The organism is Micromonospora sp. MH99, assembly GCF_021442385.1.
Taxonomy (GTDB): domain Bacteria; phylum Actinomycetota; class Actinomycetes; order Mycobacteriales; family Micromonosporaceae; genus Micromonospora.
This window is the reverse complement of sequence record NZ_MUZA01000057.1, coordinates 14,850-41,220: the sequence shown is the minus strand read 5'-3', so window position 1 is coordinate 41,220 and position 26,371 is coordinate 14,850. Positions and strand designations below refer to the sequence as shown.

The 26,371-nt window shown below is 72.2% G+C and carries 23 protein-coding genes and 2 pseudogenes; 13 read left to right on the top strand and 12 right to left on the bottom strand.

All coding sequences use genetic code 11. The features are described from left to right. The 3 genes and pseudogenes from B0E54_RS24490 to B0E54_RS32940 all read right to left on the bottom strand — a co-directional run. The coding region (locus tag B0E54_RS24490; protein WP_234588353.1) for a hypothetical protein at window positions 1-665 on the bottom strand (665 nt) is incomplete at its 3' end. 70 nt (window positions 666-735) lie between these two features. Continuing rightward, window positions 736-1,035: pseudogene (locus B0E54_RS32945) on the bottom strand (winged helix-turn-helix domain-containing protein); the annotation flags it as partial. A 65-nt stretch (window positions 1,036-1,100) separates the two neighbouring features. After that, window positions 1,101-1,221, bottom strand: a pseudogene (locus B0E54_RS32940) (transcriptional regulator); the annotation flags it as partial. Between the two features lie 209 nt (window positions 1,222-1,430). Here B0E54_RS32940 and B0E54_RS24480 point away from each other — a divergent pair. Then, the gene (locus B0E54_RS24480) at window positions 1,431-5,816 is read left to right on the top strand and encodes a S8 family serine peptidase (protein WP_234588351.1); all 4,386 of its coding nucleotides are present in this window, start codon (window positions 1,431-1,433) and stop codon (window positions 5,814-5,816) included. 112 nt (window positions 5,817-5,928) lie between these two features. Here B0E54_RS24480 and B0E54_RS24475 read toward each other — a convergent pair whose 3' ends face one another. From B0E54_RS24475 to B0E54_RS24460, 5 genes are all read right to left on the bottom strand, one after another. After that, window positions 5,929-6,249 (bottom strand): DUF1416 domain-containing protein, encoded by a 321-nt coding sequence (locus B0E54_RS24475; RefSeq protein ID WP_234588349.1) that lies wholly within the window; start codon window positions 6,247-6,249, stop codon window positions 5,929-5,931. A 6-nt stretch (window positions 6,250-6,255) separates the two neighbouring features. After that, the gene (locus B0E54_RS24470) at window positions 6,256-7,104 is read right to left on the bottom strand and encodes a sulfurtransferase (RefSeq protein WP_234588347.1); all 849 of its coding nucleotides are present in this window, start codon (window positions 7,102-7,104) and stop codon (window positions 6,256-6,258) included. Window positions 7,105-7,313: 209 nt separating this feature from the next. Then, the gene (locus B0E54_RS32935) at window positions 7,314-7,391 is read right to left on the bottom strand and encodes an Ms5788A family Cys-rich leader peptide (RefSeq protein ID WP_310503780.1); all 78 of its coding nucleotides are present in this window, start codon (window positions 7,389-7,391) and stop codon (window positions 7,314-7,316) included. A 116-nt stretch (window positions 7,392-7,507) separates the two neighbouring features. After that, window positions 7,508-8,296, bottom strand: coding sequence for a DUF2993 domain-containing protein (locus tag B0E54_RS24465; RefSeq protein ID WP_234588346.1), 789 nt, complete (start codon window positions 8,294-8,296; stop codon window positions 7,508-7,510). A gap of 104 nt (window positions 8,297-8,400) precedes the next feature. Next, the gene (locus B0E54_RS24460; RefSeq protein WP_234588345.1) at window positions 8,401-9,456 is read right to left on the bottom strand and encodes a hypothetical protein; all 1,056 of its coding nucleotides are present in this window, start codon (window positions 9,454-9,456) and stop codon (window positions 8,401-8,403) included. Between the two features lie 241 nt (window positions 9,457-9,697). On the opposite strand from B0E54_RS24460, the gene B0E54_RS24455 reads away from it, so the two are divergent. The 10 genes from B0E54_RS24455 (at window position 9,698) to B0E54_RS24410 (ending at window position 20,334) form a co-directional block, all read left to right on the top strand. After that, window positions 9,698-10,417, top strand: coding sequence for a response regulator transcription factor (locus B0E54_RS24455; protein WP_179781168.1), 720 nt, complete (start codon window positions 9,698-9,700; stop codon window positions 10,415-10,417). Between the two features lie 146 nt (window positions 10,418-10,563). Next, entirely contained in the window at window positions 10,564-11,445 is an 882-nt protein-coding gene (locus B0E54_RS24450; protein WP_234588344.1) for a polysaccharide deacetylase family protein, read from the top strand. A gap of 63 nt (window positions 11,446-11,508) precedes the next feature. Further along, the gene (gene mshD, locus B0E54_RS24445; protein WP_234588343.1) at window positions 11,509-12,435 is read left to right on the top strand and encodes a mycothiol synthase; all 927 of its coding nucleotides are present in this window, start codon (window positions 11,509-11,511) and stop codon (window positions 12,433-12,435) included. Between the two features lie 291 nt (window positions 12,436-12,726). Further along, a complete protein-coding gene (pstS, locus tag B0E54_RS24440) occupies window positions 12,727-13,833 on the top strand; it encodes a phosphate ABC transporter substrate-binding protein PstS (protein WP_234588342.1) in 1,107 nt (368 codons plus the stop codon). Window positions 13,834-13,872: 39 nt separating this feature from the next. After that, window positions 13,873-14,964, top strand: coding sequence for a phosphate ABC transporter permease subunit PstC (gene pstC, locus B0E54_RS24435; protein ID WP_234588341.1), 1,092 nt, complete (start codon window positions 13,873-13,875; stop codon window positions 14,962-14,964). Next, window positions 14,961-16,049: a phosphate ABC transporter permease PstA gene (gene pstA, locus B0E54_RS24430; protein ID WP_234588340.1), complete on the top strand. Its 1,089-nt coding sequence runs from the start codon at window positions 14,961-14,963 to the stop codon at window positions 16,047-16,049. The genes pstC and pstA overlap by 4 nt, the downstream gene beginning before the upstream one ends. A gap of 17 nt (window positions 16,050-16,066) precedes the next feature. After that, window positions 16,067-16,843 carry a phosphate ABC transporter ATP-binding protein PstB gene (gene pstB, locus B0E54_RS24425; RefSeq protein WP_234588357.1) on the top strand — a complete coding sequence of 259 codons (777 nt, stop codon included), beginning with the start codon at window positions 16,067-16,069 and terminating at the stop codon, window positions 16,841-16,843. A 106-nt stretch (window positions 16,844-16,949) separates the two neighbouring features. Then, entirely contained in the window at window positions 16,950-18,053 is a 1,104-nt protein-coding gene (locus tag B0E54_RS24420) for a sensor histidine kinase (protein WP_234588338.1), read from the top strand. After that, window positions 18,050-18,730, top strand: a complete 681-nt coding sequence (locus tag B0E54_RS24415; RefSeq protein ID WP_234588336.1) for a response regulator transcription factor — start codon at window positions 18,050-18,052, stop codon at window positions 18,728-18,730. Before B0E54_RS24420 ends, B0E54_RS24415 begins: the two co-directional genes overlap by 4 nt. 74 nt (window positions 18,731-18,804) lie before the next feature. Continuing rightward, entirely contained in the window at window positions 18,805-20,334 is a 1,530-nt protein-coding gene (locus tag B0E54_RS24410) for a tannase/feruloyl esterase family alpha/beta hydrolase (RefSeq protein ID WP_234588334.1), read from the top strand. 50 nt (window positions 20,335-20,384) lie between these two features. Here B0E54_RS24410 and B0E54_RS24405 read toward each other — a convergent pair whose 3' ends face one another. After that, entirely contained in the window at window positions 20,385-21,251 is an 867-nt protein-coding gene (locus tag B0E54_RS24405; RefSeq protein WP_234588332.1) for an NUDIX hydrolase, read from the bottom strand. Window positions 21,252-21,460: 209 nt separating this feature from the next. Between B0E54_RS24405 and B0E54_RS24400 the strand changes: the two genes are divergently transcribed. Then, entirely contained in the window at window positions 21,461-22,429 is a 969-nt protein-coding gene (locus B0E54_RS24400; protein ID WP_234588330.1) for a Gfo/Idh/MocA family protein, read from the top strand. 57 nt (window positions 22,430-22,486) lie between these two features. Here B0E54_RS24400 and B0E54_RS24395 read toward each other — a convergent pair whose 3' ends face one another. The 3 genes from B0E54_RS24395 to B0E54_RS24385 all read right to left on the bottom strand — a co-directional run bounded on the left by B0E54_RS24395 (window position 22,487) and on the right by B0E54_RS24385 (window position 25,203). Next, window positions 22,487-23,494: an inorganic phosphate transporter gene (locus tag B0E54_RS24395; RefSeq protein ID WP_234588328.1), complete on the bottom strand. Its 1,008-nt coding sequence runs from the start codon at window positions 23,492-23,494 to the stop codon at window positions 22,487-22,489. Between the two features lie 4 nt (window positions 23,495-23,498). Beyond that, the gene (locus tag B0E54_RS24390) at window positions 23,499-24,125 is read right to left on the bottom strand and encodes a DUF47 domain-containing protein (protein WP_007465788.1); all 627 of its coding nucleotides are present in this window, start codon (window positions 24,123-24,125) and stop codon (window positions 23,499-23,501) included. A gap of 127 nt (window positions 24,126-24,252) precedes the next feature. After that, window positions 24,253-25,203 (bottom strand): PPK2 family polyphosphate kinase, encoded by a 951-nt coding sequence (locus B0E54_RS24385; RefSeq protein ID WP_234588327.1) that lies wholly within the window; start codon window positions 25,201-25,203, stop codon window positions 24,253-24,255. 190 nt (window positions 25,204-25,393) lie between these two features. On the opposite strand from B0E54_RS24385, the gene sigJ reads away from it, so the two are divergent. Continuing rightward, window positions 25,394-26,359, top strand: a complete 966-nt coding sequence (gene sigJ, locus B0E54_RS24380) for an RNA polymerase sigma factor SigJ (protein WP_234588326.1) — start codon at window positions 25,394-25,396, stop codon at window positions 26,357-26,359. The last annotated feature ends 12 nt before the right edge of the window (window positions 26,360-26,371 follow it).

The window sequence follows — 26,371 nt, the reverse complement described above, 5'->3', positions numbered from 1 at the left end:
CTGTCCGGGCACGGCGCGGTGACCAGGTCCGGCGCGGCGTCGCCCGGCCTGTCGAGCGCGGTCAGGGCGGCCGTCAGGGCAACGGCCTCCGGGCCGGCGCCGGTGGCCGGCTTCGGGTCGTAACCGGCGCCCAGCGGCCGGCAGCCGGTGTCGACGATCAACCGGAGCCGGCCATCCCCGGTCGGTCGTCCCTCGACGGCGACGAATTCGCCCGCGTCGGCGTGGAGTTCCGGCCCGTCCAGGCCGGGGCCGACGCCGGCCCGCCAGGTGGACGGCAGCCGGTCGGCGATGCCGGCCAGCACGGTGCGCTCGGTGCCGGCGGGCGCGAGCACGCCGACCTCGCGGCGCAGCGCGGCGCCGTCGGAGAACGGGGTGACGCGGCAGCCGGTGTCGACCCGCACCGGGCCCAGCTCCAGCAGCCCGGCCGTGCCGGCGGCCCGGGCCAGCTCACCGACCGCCCGGTCGACCACCGGGGCGGCCTTGTCGAGGGAACGCTGCTCGCGCACCGTCGGCGGGTCGTCGCGGACCGACATCCAGGCGAGGCCGGCCAGCAGCACGGCCCACAGCACTGTCGCGACCAGCAGCCAGCGCCGCCCACGCCTGGTGGGTGCCGGCGCGGGGGGATCGCTCGACGGGGCCCAACCCGTCTGGACAGCACCGCTCACCCGGCCATGGTGTCACGGGCGGTCCGCCGCACCGGAGGCAGCGGTCGGCGGTCGGGGTGACGGCGGAAGATCAGGCCGGCCGGGGCGGCGGGTCGAGCCGGTAGCCGACCCCGCGCACGGTGTGCACCCGCGGCCCACCCGGCAACCCGTGCAGCTTGCGCCGGAGCCGCTTGATCGCGGAGTGCAGGATCGCCGTGTCGCCGAGGTACGTGCCGGCCCAGACCGCGGCGAAGAGCTGCTCGTGGCTCCACACCACGAGCGGTGGACCGACGAGCCGGGCGAGCAGCTCCCGTTCGGTAGGGGTTAGCGGGAGTGGATCGCCCCGCCAGGTGACCACGTGCCCGGCCCGGTCGACGACCAGCTCACCCCAGCTGATGCGCCCCTGCGGCGCCGGCAGGGTGCTCGGTCCGACGGCCGGTGCCGCGCCTGCCGACGATGGCAACAGCATCGCCCGCAGCTGGGCCAGGTCCGCGCAGGTCACCACCGGTCCGGTCCCGTCGAGCTGCCGCAGCACCCGCTCGCGCACCGAGGCGTCCGCACTGACGCAGACGACGATCGGGACCTCCGCACCGGGCCCGCCGACTCCGCCCGCACCACCCGCTACCACCACCCGAAGATAGTGACGGATGCCGATGCATTTCGGGAGCCCGTCGCAACGGTCGGAATGACGCCACGTCACTGACCAGGCACTGACCGACGTTATTCACTGTGCACGGCGGTGCGCGCCCGTCCCGAACCCGTCGGGACCCAACGTGGGGAGGAACAGTGCTCCGACCATCAACCCTGAGGTCCGCTCTCTGGCGGACGGCCGTCGCGTGCTGCGCGGCCCTGCTGGCCCTCACCGCCCAGCCCGCGGTGGCCGCCCGACCCGCGCCCCGGCCGACACCGGCCCACGTGGACCAGCGCCTGCTCGGCCAGCTCGGCACGTCGGGCAGCGCGAGCTTCCTGGTCTACCTGCGGGACACCGCGCCGCTGAGCCGGACGGCGAAGCTGCGCGACGCGGACGATCGGGCGCGCGAGGTGCGCCGGCTGCTCACGACGACCGCCAGGCGCACCCAGAAGGGTCTGCGCTCGCTGCTCACCACCCGCAAGGCGCCGTACACCACGTACTGGATCGCCAACGCCGTGCGCGTGACAGGTGACCGGGCGCTGCTCGACCAGATCGCCAAGCGACCCGAGGTGGCCCGGATCGAGCCCAGCCGCAGCTATCCCCTGCTCCGGCCGAAACCGGTCACCGGCGGTCGCGTCAGCGCCAACGGCGCCGAGTGGGGACTCACCAACATCAACGCCCCGCAGGTGTGGAGCGAGTTCGCCGACCGTGGCGAGGGCCTGGTGGTCGCCAACATCGACAGCGGCGTCCAGTACGACCACCCGGCGCTGGTCGGGGCGTACCGCGGCAACCTCGGCGGTGGCGCGTTCGACCACAACCACAACTGGTACGACCCGGCGGGCGTGTGCCCGAGCGCCGCGCCCTGCGACAACAACGGCCACGGCACGCACACCATGGGCACGATGGTCGGCGACGACCGCGCCGGCAACCAGATCGGCGTCGCACCCGGCGCGAAGTGGATCACCGCGAAGGGCTGCGAGACCGACTCCTGCACCGACTCGTCGTTGCTCGCGGCCGGCCAGTGGGTGCTGGCCCCGACCGACCTGAACGGCCAGAACCCCCGCCCCGACCTGCGCCCCGACGTGGTCAACAACTCCTGGGGCGGCGCCGGCGGTGATCCGTGGTTCCAGCAGACCATCGCGGCCTGGCGGGCGGCCGGCATCTTCGGCGTCTTCGCGGCGGGCAACGACGGCCCGGCCTGCGGCAGCGCCGGCTCACCCGGAGACAACGCCAACGCGTACGCGGTCGGCTCGTACGACGTGCACGACGCGATCTCCGACTTCTCCGGGCGGGGCGGCGGCACCGACGCGGGGTCGTACAAGCCGAACGTCGCCGCCCCGGGCAGCAACGTGCGCTCCAGCGTTCCGGGCGACTCCTACGCCGCCTTCGACGGCACCTCGATGGCCGCGCCGCACGTCTCCGGCACCGTCGCGCTGCTCTGGTCGGCGGCGCCGAGCCTGAAGGGTGACGTCACCGCCACCGAGGAGCTGCTGGACCGGACCGCCCGCGACGTCGACGCCACCGCCTGCGGAGGCACCGCCGCCGACAACAACGTCTTCGGCGAGGGCCGGCTGGACGCGTACGCGGCGGTGCGGGACGCCCCGCGCGGCGCCGTCGGGCGGATCACCGGCACGGTCACCGCCGCCGCTGACGGCGAGCCGATCGCCGGCGCGACAGTCAGCGACGGCACCCGCAGCGCCACCACCGGCGCGGACGGCCGGTACGCGCTCACTGTGCCGGCCGGCGAGGCCACTGTCACCGTCAGCGCCTACGGGTACGCCGCGCGGACGGCCACCGTCACCGTCACCGAGGGCGGCACGGTCACCGAGGACTTCGCCCTGACGGCGAACCCGTCGGTCACCGTGAGCGGCCGGGTCACCGACGGCTCCGGGCACGGCTGGCCGCTCTACGCCCGGATCGAGGTCACCGGCCGTCCCGGCGGACCGGTGTTCACCGACCCGGCCACCGGGCGGTACTCGTTCACCGTGCCGGGCGACACCACGTACCGGCTCACCGTCACCGCCCGCTACCCCGGCTACCGCACGATCACCCGGGACGTGGCCACCGGCGACGGGCCGGTTCCGGCCGACATCGCCGTACCTGTCGAGACCGCCTGCACGGCGGCCGGTTACACCGGCAGCTTCGGCACGCCGCTCCTGGCCGAGAGCTTCGACGGCGCCGCCGCGCCGGACGGGTGGTCGGTCCGCGACCGCACCGGGGACGGCGGCTGGACCTTCGACGACGCCGGTGGGCGGGGCAACCTCACCGGCGGCAGCGGCGCCTTCGCCATCGCCGACAGCGACCGTCTCGGCTCCGGTAGGACCCAGGACACCGACCTGGTGACCCCGACCGTCGACCTGCGCTCCACACCCGCGCCGGTGCTGCGGTTCCACAGCGACTGGCGGGCGGTCGGCGTGACCGATGCCGCCGACGTGGACGTCTCCACCGACGGCGGCGCCACCTGGACCACGGTCTGGCACCAGACCAGCAGCCGACGTGGACCGCTGCTCGAGGAGGTGCCCCTGGATCCGGCTGCCGGGGCGTCCGCCGTGCAGGTCCGGTTCCGCTTCCACGGCACCTTCGCGTGGTGGTGGCAGGTGGACGACGTGCAGCTGGTCAACCGCGACTGCGTGCCGGCAGCCGGCGGCCTGGTGCTCGGCGTGACCACCGACCGCAACACCGGCACGCCGCTCAACGGGGTCACGGTGGTGAGCGCCGACCGACCGGCGGACCGTGGCACGTCGGCGTCGACACCTGACGACCCGGCCCTGCCGGACGGCTTCTACCGGCTCTTCTCCGGGCTGACCGGGGCGCACCGGTTCACGGCCAGCCGCGCGCCGTACCAGGCGGCCACGCAGACGGCGACGGTGACTGCCGACGAGGTCCGACGGCTGGACGTCGCGCTGGCCGCCGGCAGACTCACCGTCACCCCCACGAACGTCCAGTCGTACCAGTCGTACGCCAGCACCCGGACCACCAAGCTGACGGTACGCAACACCGGAAGCGCGCCGGCTGCCGTCAACCTGGTGGAGCGCGGCGGACGGTTCGACCTGCTGTCCAGGGCCGGTGCGCCGCTGCGGGAGCAGCGGATGAAGGGGATCAGCAAGGCCCGCACGGGTACCGCGTACGGCGGGGCGGAGACCGGAACCGAGGCCGCGCCACGGGCGCAGGACGGGTGGACCGGTATCGCCGACCTGCCCGCCGGCGTCTACGACAACGCGGCGGCCACCCTCGACGGGAAGGTCTACTCCGTCGGCGGTGGCGGCGGCAGCGGCCTGGAAGGCAAGGCGTGGCGCTACGAACCCGACACGGACGCCTGGGCCGCGCTGCCCGACCTGCCGACCGCCCGGGCCAAGCCGGTCGCGGCGGCCGTCGGCGGCAAGGTGTACGTCCTCGGTGGCTGGGGAGTCGACGACAACACGGTCGCCTCGGTGGACGTGTTCGACCCCGCCACGGAACGGTGGAGCACGGTGGCCGGAGCGACCAACCCGTTCCCGGCGGCGGCTGCCGGCGGCGCGGTGACCGGTGGAAAGGTCTACCTGGTCGGGGGCTGCCTGGACAACGACTGCACCGACTCGGACCGGCTCGTCGTCTTCGACCCGGCGACCGGCGTGTTCCACACCGGCGCGTCCTACCCGCATCGGGTCTCCTGGCTCTCCTGCGGCGGGATCGGCAGCGCGATCTACTGCGCCGGCGGCACCGGCGGCACCGAGTACACCGACGCCTACCGCTACGACCCGGCGGCGGACGCGTGGCGCCCACTGCCGAACCTGCCGCTGGACCTCTGGGGTTCCCAGTACACGGCGGCCGGGGACCTCCTGGTCCTGGCCGGCGGGGTCACGGCCGCGTCGACAACGGTGACCAACCGGACCATCGCGTACGACCCGGTGGCCGGAGGTTGGCGCGACCTGCCCAACGTCCAGTTCGGCAGGTACCGGGGCGCCGCCGCCTGCGGCGCGTACAAGATCGGTGGTTCGCCGTCGTCCTTCGTGGGCTCCGCCGAGAGTGAGCGGCTGAGCGGCCTGGAGCTGTGCGACGGGGAGGCGGACCTCCCCTGGCTCGCCACGACACCGGGCACCTTCACGCTGGCCGCGGGCGCCTCCCGAACGGTCACCGTCACCATGAACGCCACTGTCGCGGCCGGCGTGGACCAGCCGGGCACCTACTCCGGCGAGCTGGGCGTCGCATCCGACACGCCGTACCGCGTCTCCGCGGTGCCGGTGCGGATGAACGTGTCGCCGCCGGCCAGCTGGGGCAGGATCCAGGGCACCGTCACCGGGGTCACCTGCGCCGGGGACACCGTCGGGGTCGCGGCGACGGTCCGGGTGAACCGGGTGGGGACGACTACCGGCTACACCCTGACCGCGAACGCCCAGGGCCGGTACGTGTGGTGGCTGCCGAAGGGCCGCTACGACGTGATCGTCGCCAAGGACGCCTGGGTGCCGCAGACGCAGCGCACGCGGATCGAGGCGGGCATCGTCGACACACTCGACTTCACCCTCGATCCGGTCTCGTCCTGCACGAGGGCCACCGGCCTCTGACCCGACACGCGTGGATGGCCGGCGACCTGTCGGCCGCCGGCCACCCGCGCGACGACGACCGGGGCCGGTCACCCGCAGAGGGTGACCGGCCCCGGTCGATCAGAGCGATGGGTCAGGCGACGGTGACGGCGACCTCGTTGATGCCCCGGCCGGCGGTGACGGCGGCGTCGCCGTTGCCGTGCCGGGACAGCGCCCGCAGCGTCCAGGAACCGGGCGCGGCGAAGAACCGGAACTGGCCGGCCGCCGAGGTGACAACCTCGGCGGTGAACTCACCTGTCGAGTCGAGCAGCCGGACGTACGCGCCCGGCACGGCCTCGTCCGCCGACGAGCGGACGACGCCGGTGATGACGGTTTCCTTCTCCAGGTCCAGGCTGGCCGGCAGCGGCGCGGCCTGGTCGGGTGCGGCGCAACCCGCGGCGGTGGGAGCAGTCATGGCGGATCAGGCCTCCCCGGGCTCGTCGCCGAGCGCGACAGGCACGCCGACGAGCGAGCCGTACTCGGTCCACGAACCGTCGTAGTTCTTCACGTTGCGGTGACCGAGCAGCTCCTGCAGCACGAACCAGGTGTGCGAGGAACGCTCGCCGATCCGGCAGTACGCGATGGTCTCCTTGCTGTCGTCCAGCCCCGCGTCGCCGTAAATCTTGCGCAGCTCGTCGTCGGAGCGGAAGGTGCCATCCTCGTTGGCCGCCTTGGACCACGGGACGCTGATCGCAGTCGGGATGTGACCGGCCCGCTGCGCCTGCTCCTGCGGGAGGTGCGCGGGGGCGAGCAGCCGCCCGGCGAACTCGTCGGGGCTGCGCACGTCGACCAGGTTCTTGGTGCCGATCGCGGCGACGACCTCGTCGCGGAAGGCCCGGATGGCGGTGTCCGGCTCCTGCGCGACGTACTGGGTCGCCGGGCGGGCCGCCGTCTCGGTGACCAGCGGGCGGGCGTCCAGCTCCCACTTCTTGCGACCGCCGTCGAGCAGCTTCACGTCGCGGTGGCCGTAGAGCTTGAAGTACCAGTAGGCGTACGCCGCGAACCAGTTGTTGTTGCCGCCGTACAGGATCACGGTGTCGTCGTTGCTGATGCCCCGCTCGGACAGCAGCGCCTCGAACTGGGTCTTGTTGACGAAGTCCCGGCGGACCTGGTCCTGGAGGTCGGTCTTCCAGTCGATCTTGATGGCGCCGGCGATGTGGCCGGTCTCGTAGGCCGAGGTGTCCTCGTCGACCTCGACGAAGACGACGCCCGGGGCGTCGAGGTTCTTCTCGGCCCACTCGGCCGATACGAGTGCGGTGTCGCGACTCATCGAATCACTCCCTGGTGAGGATGGATGGTGAGCCAACGCGCGAATATCGATGGGTTGAACTGTCGCACCGCGCGCGGGACCCAGCGGAAGGACGGGATCACGGGTTCGTGCGACGGCGCCGCTGCCGGGCGTTCGGTGGGATCACCGGAAAGGGTCGAGGACCCTGCGTGCCGGTGGCCGCCGTCAGGCGGCCGAAAACAGCCCCGCCGTCAGATGACAGGGCGACACAGGCAGGTGGCCACGCGGCACAGGTCGACCGCGCGCCGTTTGGTGAGGTGGGTCCCCATGAGCACGGAGCCTACCAGCCAGTGACCGGGCTGCCACTGGACCGACCACCATCCGGGATCGTCCGGGCTGCGGGGCAGCTGACGCGTCCCAGCGGCCCGGACGATTGAGGCGCGACTCAGCCGGCGGAGTTGATCGGCACGTTCTTCGCGTCGGCGGTGACCGCCAGCCCTTCGGGCAACGGCCGGACCTCCCGGACCGCGAGCTGGAACGGCAGCTCGGGCAGCGGCACGTCGATGGAGATCCCCTGGGCGTACCGGTTCAGGGCCAGCCGGGCCAGCGGCAGGTTCGGCAGGCCCGCGGCGTCCAGGTTGTTGAAGCGCAGGGCCACCTTGCCGTTCTCGGCGACGGTGACGTCGGCGGTGCCGGCGACTGTGAACTTCTGACCGAGGATGTCGACCGGGGCGGTGACGGCGAGCTTGCCGCCCAGTTCGCCGAGCTTGAGCCCGGGTCGGTTCAGTAGCGCGGCGAGGCTCTCGTAACTGATCGTGCCGGTGCCGTTGACCGTGTCGGCGACGATGTCGCCCTGCCCGGTCCGCAGCGTGTCGATCGAGGCACGCACGTTGCGGGCGTCCACGTCCAGCACCGGCAGCCGTACGGCGTCACCCTCGACCGACGCCTGCACGTCCCGCAGAGTGATGGAGATGCGCTCGTACCGCCCGTTGAGCACCTGGGTGAGGAACGGCGTCCCGCCGACCTCGACGTCGGGCTTGGCCGACTGCGCCCCCTGCTTGCTGACCTCCTGGCTGACCCGCTCGGCGATGAGCCGCTCGGCCACGCCGACCGCCACGCGGTCGGCGACCACCAGCAGACCCCCCACCACCAGGAGCAGGACGACCAGGCCGATGAGCAGCTTGCGACCGCGCCGTCGGGGCCGGGCTTCGCCAGCCGGATACTCCTGGGCCACGCCGCCTCCTGTCTCCGCCCGCCGTTGATCGGCGGGAGTCCGAACCGGTGCCGCAGCGCGGCGCACCCGTAGGTACCCGACCGGCACCGGCCTCAACCGTGGGCTCAGAGGAACAGCATGCACATGGCGTACGCGGCCGGTGCGGCCAGGGCGAATCCGCCGAGCGGACCCTGCATGTGCCGGGCGACCCACATGGTGGGCGGTTCGCCGGCCATCAGGCGGCCCGCCTCCGCGTACCCCACGGCGAGATCGGAGAGGACTGCGGTGACGGCCGCGACCAGGCCGATCACCGCGGCCCGGGTCGGCGTGAAGGGGGTCACCAGATAGCTGCCGAGGAGCGCGCTGCCCAGCGTGCCCACCATCGCGCCGGCGACGACGCCTGCCGCGCCCCGGGGCACCTGCGGGGCCAGCCGGGGCCACGGCAGCACCGCGTCGGTGAGCCGGGCGACGGTCAGCGCGACCCCGCTCGCGGTCAGGCAGACCGTGATCGCCTGGGTGCCGGCCGGGATGCGGCTGAGCACGATGAGGGTGCCGAAGGCCACGACCCCGACCACGATGAGCAGGGTGGCGCCGAGAGAGTCGGTGACCCGGACCCGGTCGACGCGGCGGACCAGCTGGCCGAGCACGGCGGCGAGGAAGCCACCGACGGCCAGGTAGCCCAGTGGCGCCAGACCGGCGACGTCACTCTGGACGGCGGCGATGTCGGCGGCCGCGGCGACCGCGGCGCTGATCCCGCCGACCAGCAGCAGCGCGGGTGGACGCATGGCCATCGTCCAGGCGAGCACGAACAGCAGTTGGACGCCGAAGACGATGAACGCGAACGGCAGTCGGTGCCCCGGCCCGGACGTCTGCGCGCCGAGCACCAGACCCACCCCGAGCAGCGCGGCGAAGCCGGCGATGGTCAGGGCCAGCGGCCGGTGCACCTCGACCGGAGCGACCGGCTCCTCCTCCGGCTCGTCGACCTCGTCCTCGGAACGACGGGCCGGCTCCCCGGCGCGGCGGGCCCGGCGCGGCCCACCCCGCCCACGGCGTTCGCCTTCGGCGACGGCCGGTCCGGTGCGCGGCGCGGGCGGATGGCCACGGGTCGGAGCGGCCGGACCCGGGCGGGGACCGTCGGACCACGATTCGCGGCCGGCGTCGGGCGAGGTGGAGGGAAACACGCCCCGATCGTGCCAGATGGGCTGCCCGCCGCGCCGGTCACGGGTTTCCGCAACGTTAAAACCTGCGCCACGATCAGGGGCAAGCTAGACAAACGGGAAATGACCTCAAGGCGCAGCCGAGGCGATCGGTTACGCTCAACGCGTTACCCGCCCGTCAGCGACGCCGGGACCACGCTATTTCTCAGCGCACTCTGCCACGAGTGTGTCTGGTCGCGTGCGGCGTTGCGCCGCCGGGACGGAGGTGATCGTGGAGATCCTGCTGCTGGTGACCGCGCGCGCAGGGGAACCGTCGGCTGTGCTGCCGGCGCTCGACCTGCTGCCACACTCGGTTCGCACCGCGCCGCGCGACGTCCGCACCCTGGTTGCCGGGCCCAGCCCCGACGCGGTGCTGGTGGACGCCCGGTCGGAGCTGAGCGAGGCCCGAGCGACCTGTCGGATGCTGCACGCGACCGGGCTCGGGGTGCCACTGGTCGCGGTGGTGACCGAGGCCGGCCTGATCGCGCTGAACGCGGACTGGGGCGTCGACGACGTCATCCTCGCGTCGGCCGGTCCCGCCGAGGTCGAGGCTCGACTGCGGCTCGCGGTCGGCCGCCTGAGCAACGCGACCGCCGGCGCCGGCGGCTCGATCCGGGCCGGCGAGCTGACCATCGACCCCGACACGTACGCCGCCAAGCTGAAGGGTCGCCCGCTCGACCTCACCTACAAGGAGTTCGAGCTGCTGAAGTTCCTCGCCCAGCACCCGGGCCGCGTGTTCACCCGCGACCAGCTGCTGCGCGAGGTCTGGGGCTACGACTACTTCGGCGGCACCCGAACGGTGGACGTGCACGTTCGGCGGCTGCGCGCCAAGCTCGGCTCGGAGTACGAGTCGATGATCGGCACGGTCCGCCAGGTGGGTTACAAGTTCGTCGTCCCGCCGTCGCGTTCCCTGCCCGAGGCGGAGCACGCGCCGCTGCCCGTCTAACCAGCCAGGGCGATTTCCCATATGCCCCTTTTGCGCGGCTCGCCGGTCATATTCTGACTGCCGGGTTTGTCGGAAAAGGGGGCGACGGTGCGGGCAGGTAGCACGGGGGCGAGGGGCCGGCGCGTCCGGCCAGCCGGGCGGAAGCCGTGACGCGGGTCAGCTCGACCGCGCGCGCGGCAGTGATCGTGACGGTGGTGGTGGTCGCGCTGCTCGGCTCGGCGTACGTGCTGGGCCGCAGTCTCGTCCCCGACCAGACCCAGCGACACGCCACTGGTGTCACCACCGAGGGCGACGGCACGCACTACGCCGACCAGCCTCCCGAGAAGCCCTCGACCGGCACCCCGACGGGCAGCCCGACCGCGAGCCAGAGCGCCGGCCCGACCGAGGCCGGCCAGGACGGCTCGGGGCAGAACGCCAGCGGCGACAAGCTGTTCGGCGCCCACACCGACACCGGCAACGCCCGACTCGCGCTGACCTTCGACGACGGGCCGGACCCGCGCTACACCCCGCAGGTCCTCGCGATCCTGCGCGAGTACGACGTCAAGGCCACGTTCTGCGTGGTGGGCGAGAACGCGCAGGATCATCCCGACCTCGTCCAGGCGATCGTCGCCGACGGCCACACCCTGTGCAATCACTCCTGGCACCACGACGTCACCCTGGGCAACAAGTCCGCCGACCAGATCCGCGCCGACCTGGTCCGCACCAACGAGGCGATCCGAGCGGCGGTCCCGGACGCCCCGATCGTCTGGTACCGCCAACCCGGCGGCGCCTGGACGTATCCGGTGGTGTCGGTGTCCCAGCAGCTCGGCATGACTCCGCTGCACTGGTCGGTGGACCCGTCGGACTGGCAGGCCCCGGGCGCCAGCAAGATCGCCGCGACCGTGCTCTCGCAGGTGGAACCGGGTGCCGTGGTCCTCATGCACGATGCCGGCGGGGACCGGCAGGGCACCGTCGACGCGCTGCGCCGGATCCTGCCCGCACTCAGCTCGCGCTACGAGTTGGAGGCACTGCCCACCGACCCGACGTGAGCCACTTCCCCTTACTCGGGCGAGAGTCCGGGACGCACCGGACGCAGCGGCTACGGTGATCCAATGAGCAGTGCGGAGCCGACCAGCGACCAGGTGACCCGGACCGACCGACTGGCCCCGACGGAGATCGCCGACGTGCTGGCCCTGGCGCGCACGGCGGGCGACACCGACGGCGCGGACCCGCTCGACGAACACGTCCTGCTCCGCCTGCGCGATCCGCAGGCGCCGGCCGTACACCTGCTGGCCCGCGCCGATGACGGCACCCTCACCGGGTACGCCCACCTCGACACCACCGACCCGGTGGGCGGGATCGGGGTGGAGCTGGTGGTGCACCCCGCGTACCGGCGGCGGGGCACGGGCCGGGCGCTGGCCCGGGGCGTGCTCGCCTCGGCCACCGGGCCGCTGCGGGCGTGGGCGCACGGCGACCACCCGTCGGCGGCGGCGCTCGCCGTGGACCTCGGGTTCAGCCGGGCGCGCGTGCTCTGGCAGCTACGCCGGCCGTTGGCCGCCCCGCTGGGCGAGCCGCGTCTGCCCGACGGGGTGACGCTGCGTGCGTTCCGCCCCGGTGCCGACGACGCGGCCTGGCTGGCCCTGAACGCGCGGGCCTTCGCCGAGCATCCCGAGCAGGGGCGGTGGACCTCGGACGACCTGCGGGTCCGCCTCGCCGAGCCGTGGTTCGACCCGGCCGGTTTCCTGCTCGCCGAGGAGACCTCGACCGGTCGGCTGCTGGGCTTCCACTGGACGAAGGTGCACGAGCGGCCCGGGTCGGCCCGCATCGGCGAGGTGTACGTGCTCGGCGTGGAGCCGACCGCGCACGGTGGCGGGCTCGGTCGGGCGCTGACCACCGCGGGGCTCGCGTACCTGCGGGACAAGCGGGGTCTGGACCGGGTGATGCTCTTCGTGGACGACTCGAACAGCGGGGCGGTCGCGCTCTACGAGCGGTTGGGCTTCGCCCGCTGGTCCGCGCACATCAACTACCACCTGGGCTGACCGTCGGCAGTCGGGCCGAGCGAGTCACCGGCGGGTAACGGCCGAGCGTCGGCGGGATAACGCTGAACCGGATATATACCCATACTTCCGACAGGTGTATCCCGGTTCACTTAACGGACAACTCACCCTCAGCAAGCGGTCACCTCGGGGGCCGTACGTGTTCACCTTGCGTTCACTTGCGACCGGCGAACCGGCTACCTGGCACTTCTAACTTTCGTGTCAGCCGGTCAAAGCCGGTCCTCGGGCCCCGGGATCGGGGCGCCAAGTCAGACGCGAAGGGAAACCCCTCAGGTGAAGCTCCAGCGGTACGGCGCTATTGCCGGCCTCGCTCTTGCCGCGACGCTCGGTCTCAGCGCATGCGGCTCGGACAACAACGAGCCCGCCTCCGGCGCAACTGCCGCGGGCTCGGCCGCCGCGGTCGACTGCGCTACCGGCACGCTGAACGCCCAGGGCTCGTCGGCGCAGAAGAACGCCATGGCCGAGTGGATCAAGGCGTACCAGCAGAAGTGCGCTGGCACCACGATCAACTACGAGGCTTCCGGCTCGGGTGCCGGCATCCAGGCGTTCATCGCCGGGACCGCCGACTTCGCCGGCTCCGACTCCGCGCTCAAGCCGGAGGAGCAGCCGCAGGCCGACGCCAAGTGCGCCGGTGGCAAGGCCATCCACCTGCCGATGGTGATCGGCCCGGTGGCCGTCGCCTACAACGTCAGCGGCGTGGACAACCTCCAGCTCAAGCCGGCCACCCTGGCGAAGATCTTCGCCGGCAAGGTCACCAAGTGGGACGACGCGGCGATCAAGGCCGACAACCCGGACGCCAAGCTCCCGGCGACCACCATCCAGACCGTCCACCGCTCGGACGAGTCGGGCACCACCGACAACTTCACCAAGTTCCTCTCGAAGACCTCCGAGGCGGACTGGACGCTGGGCAACGCCAAGGCGTGGAAGGCCCCGGGCGGCACCGGCGCCAAGGGTTCGGACGGCGTGGCCAGCTCGGTCAAGGGCGCCGACGGCTCCATCGGCTACATGGAGTGGTCGTTCGCCGAGAACGCCGGCCTGAACATGGCCAAGATCGGCAACGGTAACGGCGAGTTCGCCGCGCTGACCGCCGAGGCCGCTGGCAAGACCATCGCCGGCGCCAAGATCGATGGCCAGGGCGACGACCTCAAGCTGTCGATCGACTACAACACCAAGGAGGCCGGGGCCTACCCGATCGTCCTGGCGACGTACGAGATCGTCTGCAGCAAGGGCCTCGCGGCCGACAAGCTGGCGCTGGTCAAGGGTCTGCTGGGCTACGCCGCCAGCGCCGAGGGCCAGAACTCGCTGACCGACCTCGGCTACGCCCCGCTGCCGGAGACGGTCCGCACCAAGGTCGAGACCGCGGTCAAGAACCTCTCCTGACCCGACCCCACCACCTCCGCAACCGAATCGAGCGAGCAGATGGGTGAAACCCCTCACCGCTCGGCCGACGCCGGCACCGGCGGGACGCGCGTGACCCAGAGTCACGAGTGGCCCGCCGGTGCCTCGGCGCGTGTGGCCGAGGCACCAGTCAGCACCCGTTCCCCGGGCGGCGACGGACTGGGCGGCGGCGGCGCACTGCCGCGCAGCCGCAAGTTCGGCGCCGAGCGGGCCTTCCGCGGTCTCACACTGGCCGCCGGCACCGCCGTTCTGGTCATCATCGCCGCCATCGCGATCTTCCTGATCGCCAAGGCGGTGCCGGCCCTGCGCGCCAACACCGAGAACTTCTGGTCCTACGAGGGCTGGTCCCCCAACGAGACGCAGCCGAAGTTCGGCATCGGCACACTCGCCTTCGGCACCGTGCTCAGCGCGGCGCTGGCGCTGCTCATGGCGGTGCCGGTGGCGCTGGGGATCGCGCTCTACCTCTCGCACTACGCACCTCGCCGGCTGGGCACCGCTCTCGGCTTCCTGGTCGACCTCCTCGCCGCCGTGCCGAGCGTGGTCTTCGGCCTCTGGGGGCGGGACATCTTCATCAACCCGGTCCGGGACTTCTCCGTCTGGCTGAACGAGTACTTCGGCTGGCTCCCGATCTTCGGCGGCGACGGCCCGTTCGGTAAGTCGATCATGCTGGGTGCCCTGGTACTCGCGATCATGGTGTTGCCGATCATCACCTCGCTCTCGCGCGAGGTGTTCCTCCAGACGCCGACCGCCAACGAGGAGGCCGCCCTCGCCCTGGGCGCCACCCGCTGGGAGATGCTCCGCACCGCGGTGCTCCCCTACGGTCGCCCCGGCATCATCGCCGCGGTGATGCTCGGTCTGGGTCGGGCGCTCGGCGAGACCATCGCCCTGGCGCTGACCCTCGGCATCACCTTCGGCATCTCGTTCAACCTGATCCAGAACGGCGGCAACACCATCGCCGCCAACATCGCCAACGCGTTCGGCGAGGCGAACGAGACCGGCCGGGGCGCGCTCATCGCGTCCGGCCTGGTGCTGTTCACCATCACGCTGATCGTCAACATCACGGCGCGGGCGATCATCTACCGCCGCCGGGAGTTCACGGAGTCGGCCGCATGACCACAACCGTCACCTCCCACCGCACCCGCCCGCCGGCCCAACCGTCCTCGCTGCGGGCCCGGCGGCTGCCCGGGTACGCCGCCCCGGCCATCGCCGTGGCGGCCCTGGCGCTCTCCGCCGTGATCGTCTACGGCACCGACATCGGCGGCCCGGTCCTCGTGGTCGTCCTCGGCGCGATCCTCTACCTGGCCGGGCTCTTCGCCGCCGCCAACGCGGTCGAGGGGCGCCGGTCGGCCCGCAACCGCACCTGGAGCGCACTGATCCACTCCGCCTTCGTGCTGGCGGTGCTGCCGCTCGTCTCGGTGGTCTGGACGCTGGTCAGCAAGGGCGCCGAGCGGTTCGACGCCAACTTCTTCCAGACCTCGATGAACAACATCGGCGCCCGGGACCCGAACGGCGGCGCGTACCACGCGATCGTCGGCACGCTGGAGCAGGTCGGGTTCGCCACCCTGATCACCGTCCCGCTCGGCGTCCTCTGCGCGATCTACATCGTCGAGTACGGGCGGGGCAAGTTCGCCTTCGCGATCCGATTCTTCGTGGACGTGATGACCGGCATCCCGTCGATCGTCTCCGGCCTCTTCGTGCTGGCGTTCTGGGTGCTGGTCGTGTCGCCGTGGTTCAACGACGGCCGGCCGAGCTTCTCCGGCTTCGCCGCCGCGCTCGCGCTGAGCGTGCTCATGCTGCCCACCATCGTCCGGTCCACCGAGGAGATGCTCCGCCTCGTCCCGGCGCCACTGCGCGAGGGCGCGTACGCGCTCGGCATCCCGAAGTGGAAGACCATCCTGCGGGTGGTGGTGCCGACGGCGCTGCCCGGCATCGTCACCGGCGTCATGCTCGCCATCGCCCGCGCGGCCGGCGAGACCGCACCGGTGCTCCTGGTCGCCGGCGGCGGCGCCGCCATCAACACCAACCCCTTCGAGAACAACCAGTCGTCGCTGTCCCTCTTCGTCTACCAGCAGGCCGGTGACGCGTCGAAGTACGCGCCGGCACGGGCGTGGACGGCGGCACTCACCCTGGTCGCCCTCGTGCTCATCCTGACGATCGCGGCGAAACTGCTGGCCCGTCGCAACAGGCTCAGCCGATGAACCCCGGAGGTACCACCATGGCCAAGCGCGTCTCCGCCTCGAACGTCACCGCCTACTACGGCGGGTTCAAGGCGATCGAGAACATCAACCTGACTGTCGAGCCGAAGACCGTCACCGCTCTCATCGGGCCGTCCGGCTGCGGCAAGTCGACCTTCCTGCGGTCGATCAACCGGATGCACGAGGTGCTGCCGGGTGCCCGGGTCGAGGGCAGCCTGACCATCGACGACCAGGACATCTACCACCGGGACGTGGACGTCACCGCGGTCCGGCGCACCATCGGCATGGTCTTCCAGCGGCCGAACCCGTTCCCCACCATGAGCATCTTCGAGAACGTGGTGGCCGGGCTGAAGCTCAACGGCGTGCGGCGCAAGTCGATCCTGGACGAGGCGGCCGAGAAGGCGCTGCGCTCGGCGAACCTGTGGGACGAGGTCAAGGACCGGCTGGGCAAGCCCGGCGCGGGCCTCTCCGGCGGTCAGCAGCAGCGGCTCTGCATCGCCCGGACCATCGCTGTCGAGCCGCAGGTCGTGCTGATGGACGAGCCCTGCTCGGCCCTGGACCCGATCTCCACGCTGGCCATCGAGGACCTGATGTTCCAGCTCAAGGACAAGTTCACGATCATCATCGTGACGCACAACATGCAGCAGGCCGCCCGTGTGTCGGACCGGACCGCCTTCTTCTCCATCGAGAAGACCGGCGACCCGGGCCGTCTCATCGAGTACGACAACACCCAGAAGATCTTCAGCAACCCGAGCGTCAAGAAGACCGAGGACTACATCACCGGCCGCTTCGGCTGAGCCTCCCTCTTCCCGTGCGCGACGCAGGCGGTCCGTCTCCGGACGGGCCGCTTCGTCGTTCCCACGGCCGATGACCGCCGATCCGTGAGCTGCCTACGATCATCAGGTGCGTTCACCCGGCAGGCTCCTGCGCGGATGCCGGCCCGACGTGCGGGTCGCCGTCGGCCTGTTCGTCGTGCTCGCGGCGCTGATCCTGGTCACGCCGAACGGTCCACACCACGTGCTCGGCTACGCCGCCGCCCTCGCGTTGGCGGCGGTGCAGGCCAGCACCATCGCGGTGCTGCGCCGCCACCCGGAGGCCGCGATGGCGGTGGCCGTCCTCGCCGGGATCGGCATCGAGGCGCTCAGTCCGGCCATCGGCTGGCTCGGCCAGGTCGCCGCGGTGCTGGCCGGGTACGCGCGCCGGAGGCCACCGTCGCGGTCGCTGTGGGTGCTCGGCCTGCTGCTGGCCGGCACGCCCTGGAAGCTGGCGTACGGCGACTGGCGCAACGTGCTGCTCGCGATCGCCGGCCCGGCGCTCGGCTGGACCCTCGGTGAGCTGGGCCGGACCCGCGCGCTGCGCCGGCAGGACTCCGAGCGGCGCATCGTCACCCAGGAACGCGAACGGATCGCCCGCGAACTGCACGACGTGCTGGTCCACACGGTGTCGGTGATCGTCGTGCAGGCCGGCGCGGCACAGGACGTCTTCGAGCGTCGACCCGACCTGGCCCGTACGGCGCTCGCCTCGATCGACCTGGCGGCCCGTTCCACCCTGGCCGAACTGCGGGTGCTGTTGCAGACGATGAGCGCCGACGCCGAGCCCGACTCGGCCACCCCGCAGCCCGGCCTGGCGCAACTGGACACGCTGGCCGCGTCGCTGGGGGCCACCGGCCTCACCGTCGAACTGGACCGGGAGCCGGCCAGGTCACCGTTGCCGGCGGCGGTGGACCTCTCGTCGTACCGGATCGTCCAGGAGTCGCTGACCAACACGCTGCGGCACAGCCAGGCCACGACGGCCCGGGTGCTGGTGCGGTGCTCGCCCCGGTCGGTCCGGCTGGAGATCCGCGACGACGGCCCGGCCCGTCCGAGCGGCCGGGTCGACCGTTCCGCGCACCGGGGGATCGTGGGGATGCAGGAACGGGCCCGGCTGCTGGGCGGGACGCTGGACGCCGGACCGGTGCCCGGGGGCGGCTTTCGGGTACGGGCGGACCTGCCGCTCACCTCGCCATGACGGCGGCGGCCATCCGGGTGTTGATCGCCGACGATCAGGCCCTGGTGCGGGCCGGGTTCGCGATGATCATCGAGAGCCGCGAGGACCTCGATGTGGTCGGCGAGGCGGGCGACGGCCTGGAGGCTGTCGAGCTGGCCGGGCGTCTGCGACCGGACGTGATCCTGATGGACGTACGGATGCCCCGGCTGGACGGCATCGAGGCGACCCGCCGGCTGGTCGCCGCCGGCCAGGCGGCGAGGATCATCATGCTGACCACGTTCGACCTGGACGAGCCGGTGTTCTCGGCGCTGCGGGCCGGCGCCAGCGGCTTCCTGCTCAAGGACATCCGCCCCGACGAGCTGGCCACTGCGGTACGGGTGGTGGCGCGCGGTGAGGCGCTGCTCGCGCCGACAGTCACCCGGCGGCTGCTCGACAGGTTCGCCAGCGAGCTGCCCGGCGGCACTCCCCCACCGGCGCTCGACGCGCTCAGCGCCCGTGAGGTCGAGGTGCTCACGCTCGTCGCGCGGGCACTCTCCAACGACGAGATCGCGGAGCGCCTGGTCCTCAGCCGGGCCACCGTGAAGACCCACCTGTCGGCGATCCTGCTCAAGCTCGGTCTGCGTGACCGGGTGCAGGCGGCCGTGCTCGCCTACGAGTGCGGCCTGGTGCGGCCGGGCACCGCTCCGCCCCGGGGATGACCGCGAGTCCCGTCCGGGGACTGATCCGGCAGACCTGCCAGCCTGCCTAATCTCCCTCCAAAGAGGAGGGAAGCATGATCCGGACTGTGCTGGCACTGCTGACCGTCGTACACCTGATCGTCACGCCGGTATCCGCCACCGACCCGCCCGCCGACAGGTGCGCGGGGTTGGCGCGTGCGCGGATCCCGCAGGTGTCGGTCACCTCGGCGGAGCGCGACACCAACGCCGAGGGCCAGGAATTCTGCCTGGTGCAGGGGGTGATCCGGCCGCAGACACGGTTCACCGTCAAGCTCCCCGTCTCCGGCTGGACGGGGCAGTACGTGCAGCAGGGCTGTAGCGGGTTGTGCGGCACGGTGCCCGACCTGACCCTGCCGCTCTTCGGGTTCCAGTGCGCTGCCGCGCGGGACGGCAGGCTGGTGCTGGCCTCCGACGACACCGGGCACACCGGCGACCCGCAGACCACCGAGCCGGCGACCTGGGGCGCCGACCCGCGGGCGCGACTGGAGTTCGGGCTGCTGTCCGAGCACCGGCTGCGGCGGGTGGCGGACGCGGTGATGGTCGCGTACTACGGGCACGGGCCGACGTACCGGTACTTCGACGGCTGCTCGACCGGCGGTCGGCAGGGCCTGATGCTGGCGCAGCGGTTCCCGTCCGACTTCGACGGCATCCTGGCCGGCGCACCGGTACACAACCTGGCGCCGCTGGCGCTGCTCAACGCCTGGGTGGTGCTGCGCAACACCGACGCGTCGGGCCGGCAGATCCTCGGCCCGGAAAAGATCCCCGCGCTGCACGAGGCGGTTGTTCGACAGTGCGGCTCGGTCATCGAGGATCCCCGGCGGTGCGGGTTCCAGCCGTCGTCGCTGCGCTGCCCGCGCGGCACCGACCGGCCCGACTGCCTCACGCCCGCCCAGGTGGCGGCAGTTGTGGCGTTCTACCGCGGCCCGAACGGCCTCTACCCGGGCGGCATGCCGTACGGATCCGAGCTGGGCTGGATCGACGAGTTCGTGGTGCGCTCCGGCGCCCCGGTGGACGGCAACACCGCGAGGATCGCGCTCAACTACCTGAGGTACCTCGCGTACCCGCAGAACCCACCGGCCGACTTCCAGCTGACCGATGTGCGGTTCACCCGGGCCACGTTCGAGCGGCTGAACGTGCTGGGGGACGCCATCTACAACGCCACCGACGCGGACCTGTCCGCGTTCCGCGACCAGGGCGGCAAGCTGATCCTCTACCACGGCTGGGCGGACCCGTCCGTCCCTCCGTTCTCGACCGTCGACTACTACGCGGCGGTGCAGCGCCGCGGCGGCAGCGAGGCGTTCACGCGGTTGTACCTGGTGCCGGCCGGCTACCACTGCCTGTTCGGGCCGGAGCCGACCGAGCACCCGTCGGAGGTCGGCATCCCGGAGTTCCTGCAGCCGCTGATGGACTGGGTCGAGCGCGACGTCGCTCCGGGCGACATCGACGTCCTCACCTACGCGCCCAACGAGGAGCCGGACCAGCAGTTCGTCCGCTTCCTCACGGTGGCGCCGTTCGACGCGCTGGCACCGGCGCACGCCGTTCCGGGCAGCCTCAACGCCGACTACCGCTACGTCGGGCACTACTGACCGACCGGCGGTCCGCCGTACCCCAGGGATACGGCGGGCCGCCGACCGGGTCAGCCGAGCACGAAGCGTGGCTCGCCGTCGGCCGGGAGGTCCAGGCGCGGAGTGATCGGCGTGGCGGCGTCCCGGTCGGCCGCCGCCCGCGCCACCCCGGCCAGGTCGCCAGCCGCCGCCACCTGGGCCAGCGTGACCACCGTCGGCGGCAGCATGGTCAGCTCGCCCGCCTCGGCGCGGGCCAGCGCGTCCGCCGGACGGATCCAGAGGGTGTGGTCGGCCTCGCCGGAGACGTCGCGGGTCCGCTGCCCCGCCGGCAGCAGAGCGACGAAGAAGTACGTGTCGAAGCGGCGCGGCTCGAACTCCGGGGTGATCCAGCGGCTCCACGGCAGCAGCAGATCCGACCGCAGCGTGAGCTGACGGTCGGCGAGCAGCGCCGCGAAGCCCAGCCGACGCCCCTCCAGGTCCTGCCGGGCCGCCTCCCAGTCGTCACCGCTGACGTCACCCACCACCGTCGGATGCGCCTCGGCGGGGAGCCCACCGGCGGCGGCCGGGGCCGGGCCGGCGAGCAGCACGCCCGCCTCCTCGAAGACCTCCCGGGCGGCGGCGCAGACGATCGCCTGGGCGGCGTCCGGGGCCACCCCGAGCCGGTCCGCCCACTCGGTCGGCGTCGGGCCGGCCCAGTCCACGTGCGCCTCCGAGTCGGAGCGGTCCACCCCGCCGCCGGGGAAGGCGTACATCCCGCCGAAGGTCATCGCGGCGACGCGGCGGATGACGTACACCTCGAAGTCGGTGTCGGTCGGACGCAGCAGCAGCACGGTGGCGGCGACGCGCGGCGTCGCCGGGGTGCCGCCCTCGGCCCGGAACCGGCGGGCGTGCTCGACCAGGGCGGCGGGCGCGACGAAGCCGTCACTGTCGATCGTCATGCCGCGAGCCTAGTTCGCCGCCACACCGCGCTGCCGGGCCGCCGCTGACCCATGCTCAGCTCAGTCCCTTTGCTCTGCTTCAGCGGAGGCGACAGAAACGGCCCGTCGGTGTTGCCTGGGCTGAAGCAGAGCAAAGGGGGAATCCGGGGGGTGGCCGGGTCAGCGAGGGGCGGCGTTCGCCCCGCCAGCACAGGGGTTAGCGTTCCGGCATGACTCGTTGGGGCATCCTGGCCACCGGCCACATCGCCAGCCGTTTCGCCGAAGACCTCCGGCTGGTGCCGGACGCCGAACTGGTCGCGGTCGGCTCCCGCTCCGCCGACAGCGCGCAGCGGTTCGCCGACACGTACGGCGCGAAGCGCGCATACGGCTCCTGGGTGGAGCTGGCCGCCGATCCGGAGGTTGACGTGATCTACGTGGCGACTCCGCACGCCGCGCACCACGAGGCGGCACTGACCTGCCTGACCGCCGGCCGGGCGGTGCTGCTGGAGAAGCCCTTCACCCTCGAACTGGCCACCAGCACCGAGCTGGTGGAAACCGCGCGCGCCGCGGGGGTCTTCCTGATGGAGGCCATGTGGATGAGGACGAACCCGCTCATCCTCCGCGCGGTCCAGCTGATCGCCGAGGGCGCCATCGGCACGGTGCGCAACGTCCGGGCCGACTTCGGGGTGGCCGGGCCGTTCCCGCCGGAGCACCGGATGCGCAACCCGGCGCTGGGTGGGGGCGCCCTGCTCGACCTGGGGATCTACCCGATCAGCCTCGCGCACCTGCTGCTGGGCGTGCCGCAGCACATCCGCTCCTGGGCGCACCTGGGCCCGGAGGGGACCGACGAGAACACCGGCATCCTGTTCGGCTACGACAGCGGGGCGGTGGCGACGCTGAGCTGCGGCATGGTCGGGGCGAGCTCGTTGGCCGCCTCGATCACCGGCAGCACGGGCCGCATCGACCTGCCGGAGCCGTTCTTCCGGCCGGCTTCGCTGACCCTGCACCGGGACGGCTTCGAGCCCGAGACGATCTCCGGTGCGGAGGTCGGCAACGGCTACCAGTACGAGGCGATCGAGGTCCAGCGGTGCCTGGCCGCCGGGCTGACCGAGAGTCCGCTGGTGCCGCACACCACGACGCTCGAGGTGATGACCCTGCTGGACACGGTGCGCGAGCAGATCGGCGTGCGTTACGTCTGAACGGCGAAGGGCCCCTTGCCACGGTGAGACCGTGACGAGGGGCCCCTTTCCCGAAGGTCAGCCGAAGATCGGCCGGACCAGCAGGTAGGTGAGGCAGGCGATCAGCGCCGCCGCCGGGAACGTGATGATCCAGGCGATCACGATGTTGCCGGCGACGTTCCAGCGGACCGCGGAGAGGCGCTTGGTCGCGCCCACACCCATGATCGCCGAGGTGATCGTGTGGGTCGTGGAGATCGGCGCCTTCAGCACCAGGGCGTTGAAGTAGAGCACCGCGCTGGCCACCGTCTCGGCGGCGAAGCCCTCCGGAGGCCCGAGATCGATGATCTTGCGGCCGAGGGTGCGGATGATCCGCCAGCCGCCCGAGTAGGTGCCGAGCGCCAGCATCGTCGCGGAGGTCCAGAAGACCCAGCCCGGGATGTGCGTCTTGTCGCTCTGGAAGTCACCGGTGTAGAGCGCCAGCACGATGATGCCCATGGTCTTCGCCGCGTCCTGCATGCCGTGGCCGACGGACATGGCCGCCGCCGAGAGGGTCTGTGCCCAGCGGAAACCGCGGTTGAGCTTGCCCGGCTGCCCCTTACGGAACAGCCAGAGGATGGCCAGCATCAGCAGGTAACCCAGGGTCAGGCCGACGATCGGCGACAGCACCATCGGCAGGAGGACCTTCTCGCCGATGGTGGCCCACTGCACCACTCCGCCGGCGGACAGCAGGGTCGCGCCGACCAGGCCACCGAACAGGGCGTGCGAGGACGACGACGGCAGGCCGAAGTACCAGGTGACCAGGTTCCAGGCGATGGCGCCGAGCACACCGGCGAAGACCACGCCGAGGCTGCTCACGCCGGGCGGGAGCGTGACCAGGCCGTCGCCGACGGTCTTGGCCACCCCGGCGCCGAAGTGCGCGCCGACGAAGTTGCCGACCGCGGCCAGCAGCAGGGCGAGCCGGGGTGTCAGCGCACGGGTGGAGACGCTTGTGGCGATTGCGTTCGCCGCGTCGTGGAAGCCGTTCGTGTAGTCGAACGCCATGGCTGCGACGATCACCGCCAGCACGGCGATGAGTTCGGGAGTCACCGGCTCAGGACTCCTTGACCGCGATGGTCTCGACCGTGTTGGCCACGTGCTCGAAGGCGTCGCAGGCGGCCTCCAGCTCGTCGGCGACCTCCTTCATCTTCAGCACCGTCAACGCGTCGTACTCACCTGAGAAGAGGCGGACGAGCAGCTGCCGGTTGATCCGGTCGCCCTCGTTCTCCAGCCGGTTGCACTCGATCCAGTAGTCCTCGAGATCCTTCATCGACTGCAGCCGGGGCATCGCCTCGGCCGTCAGCTTGGCCTGCTGGTCGAGCACGTTGACCATCTCGTGCAGCTCCCGCGGCAGCGCCGGCAGCTCGGTCAGCCCGTACAGGTACAGCAGGTCGCCGACCGCCTCCAGGTGGTCCATCACGTCGTCGAGCAGCGAGCCGAGCCGGTAGATGTCCTCCCGGTCGAACGGCGTGATGAAGGTCGAGTTGATCTTCTTGTAGAGATCGTGCGTGATCTGGTCGCTGTCGTGCTCGACCTCGGTCAGCCGCTCGCTGACCGACTGCACGTCGACACCGGGCAGAGCCAGCTCGTTCAACAACGCGGTGCCCCGGACCAGGTTCTGCGCGGCCCTGGTGAAGAGCTCGTAGAAGGCGCCCTCGGTGGGGCGGAAGGAAAACTTCACAGCACAGACCTCGTCGCGTCGGTGGAAGGGTGGCGGCGTCCGAAGGCGTCCGCTCGGTGAATGCTAGAAAACGCCAGAACCGCAATTTCGCCGGCCCACCCCTGGCCAGGCCACATTCACCGCTCGTTCACCTGCTGTTCATCTCGGGTGTCCCAACCGTCCCCGCACCCCCAGCGGCCAACCGCTCGCGCTCGCGCGCCACGTCGAAATCGGCAGGCGGATACCCCAGATCGAGCGTGTCGAACGTCTCCCGTAGCAGGTGGGCGACCGCCCAGTCCCGATACCACTTGCGGTCCGCCGGCACCACGAACCACGGCGCGGCGTCCGTGCCGCACCGGCTCAGCGCCTCGGCGTACGCGGCCTGGTAGTCGTCCCACTGCGCGCGGGAGTCGACGTCCGACGGGTTGTACTTCCAGTGCTTGTGCGGATCGGTGAGCCGTTCCAGCAGCCGCTCGCCCTGCTCGGCGTACGAGATGTGCAGCATCACCTTCACGACTGTCACCCCGTCGTCGACCAGCTCCCGCTCGAAGGCGTTGATCTGGTCGTAGCGGGCCCGCCAGATCGGCTCCGGCACCAACGACCCGACCCGGGCGATCAACACGTCCTCGTAGTGTGAGCGGTTGAACATCCCCACGTACCCGGGCGGCGGCAGCGCGCGGCGGATCCGCCACAGGAAGTCGTGCCGCAGCTCCTGCGGGGTCGGCGGACCGAACGAGCGGATGTGCAGACCCAGGGGGTTCATCGCGCCGGCGACCCGCTTGATCGTGCCGTCCTTGCCACCGCAGTCCATCGCCTGGAGCACCAGCAGCACCCGGTGCGCCGGCCGCGCCGAGCCGGCCTTGGCCATCGCGAACAGCATCTCCTGCTGCCGGCCCAACTCCTCGCCGACCAGCTCCACCTGGGCACGGGCCCAGGTCTTGCGGTGCTCGCCGATGACGTCCGGCGGCGGCAGGCCGGGCGTGGACCGGGGGTCGATGGCGGCGAGATCCACCGGCGCGGTCACCCGCAACAGGTCCCGCACCGACCCGCCGTCCGGCGCCACGACAGCTCCGCTCTGCCCTTGCCGGGGTTCGCTCATCCTCGGATCATCGCCCACCCGCCGGCCATCCGCGCGTCGAGGCCCGTCGACGCCGGCCGCCGACGCCGCCTATCGAGTCGAGGCCGCTCGATGCGCCACCGGTCCGCCGTCACGTCCGGGGCCGCCGGCGCGTCCGGTTGGTTGCAGGATGTACGCCAGGCACGTGGCGCTCGGGGGAGGGTGGTGGGTCGTGCGGGACCTGGCGACGGAGTTCGAGGCCGAGCGGGGCCGGCTGCTCGCGGTGGCCCACCGGATGCTGGGCAGCCGCAGCGAGGCCGAGGACGCGGTGCAGGAGACCTGGCTGCGCTACGCCGGGGCGCTCGCCGACCCGGCCGCCCGCGCCGAGATCCGCGATCTCTCCGCGTGGTTGACCACCACCTGCGCCCGGCTCTGCCTGGACGTGCTGCGCTCGGCGCGGGTCCGCCGCGAGGCGTACCCCGGGCAGTGGCTCCCGGAACCGGTCGTGAGCCCGCTGGACGGCGGGCCGCCGACCGGCGGGTACGCCCCCGACCCCGCCGAACGCGCCGTCCGCACCGACCAGGTCGGCACGGCGTTGCGGGTGCTGCTGGAACGCCTCGCGCCCGAACAGCGGCTCGCGTTCGTGCTGCACGACGTGTTCGCAGTGCCGTTCGCGCGGGTGGCGGACGTCCTCGGCACCAGCGAGGTGGCCGCCCGGCAGCTCGCCTCCCGGGCCCGCCGGGCCGTCGCCGCGCCGGACGCGCCCCGGCACACCGCCGACCCGGCCGAGCAGCGACGCGTCCTCGCGGCGTTCGTGGCCGCCACCGAGTCCGGCGAGCTGGATCCGCTGCTGCGGGTGCTCGCGCCGGACGTGGTCCTGATCGGCGACTCGGGCGGGCACTTCCCGACGGCCCGCCGGCCGGTGGTCGGCGCGGACACGGTGGGCCGCTTCACGCTCGGCCTGTTCGGCCAGAGGGGGCGGTACGCGCGACGGATGCGGTCCCGCCCGGTGCTCGTCGACGGCGTCCTCGGCCTGCTGCTGGAGACGGCGCACAGCGACGGGCGGCCGATCCGGCTGGTCACCGCGTTCTCGGTCGACGGCGGCCGGATCACCGGCATCTTCAACCAGCTCAACCCGGAGAAGCTGGCCGGCCTGCCGCCGCTGGGCGACGACGACAGGTGGCCGCCGCGCTGGTGAGCCCGCGCCGGC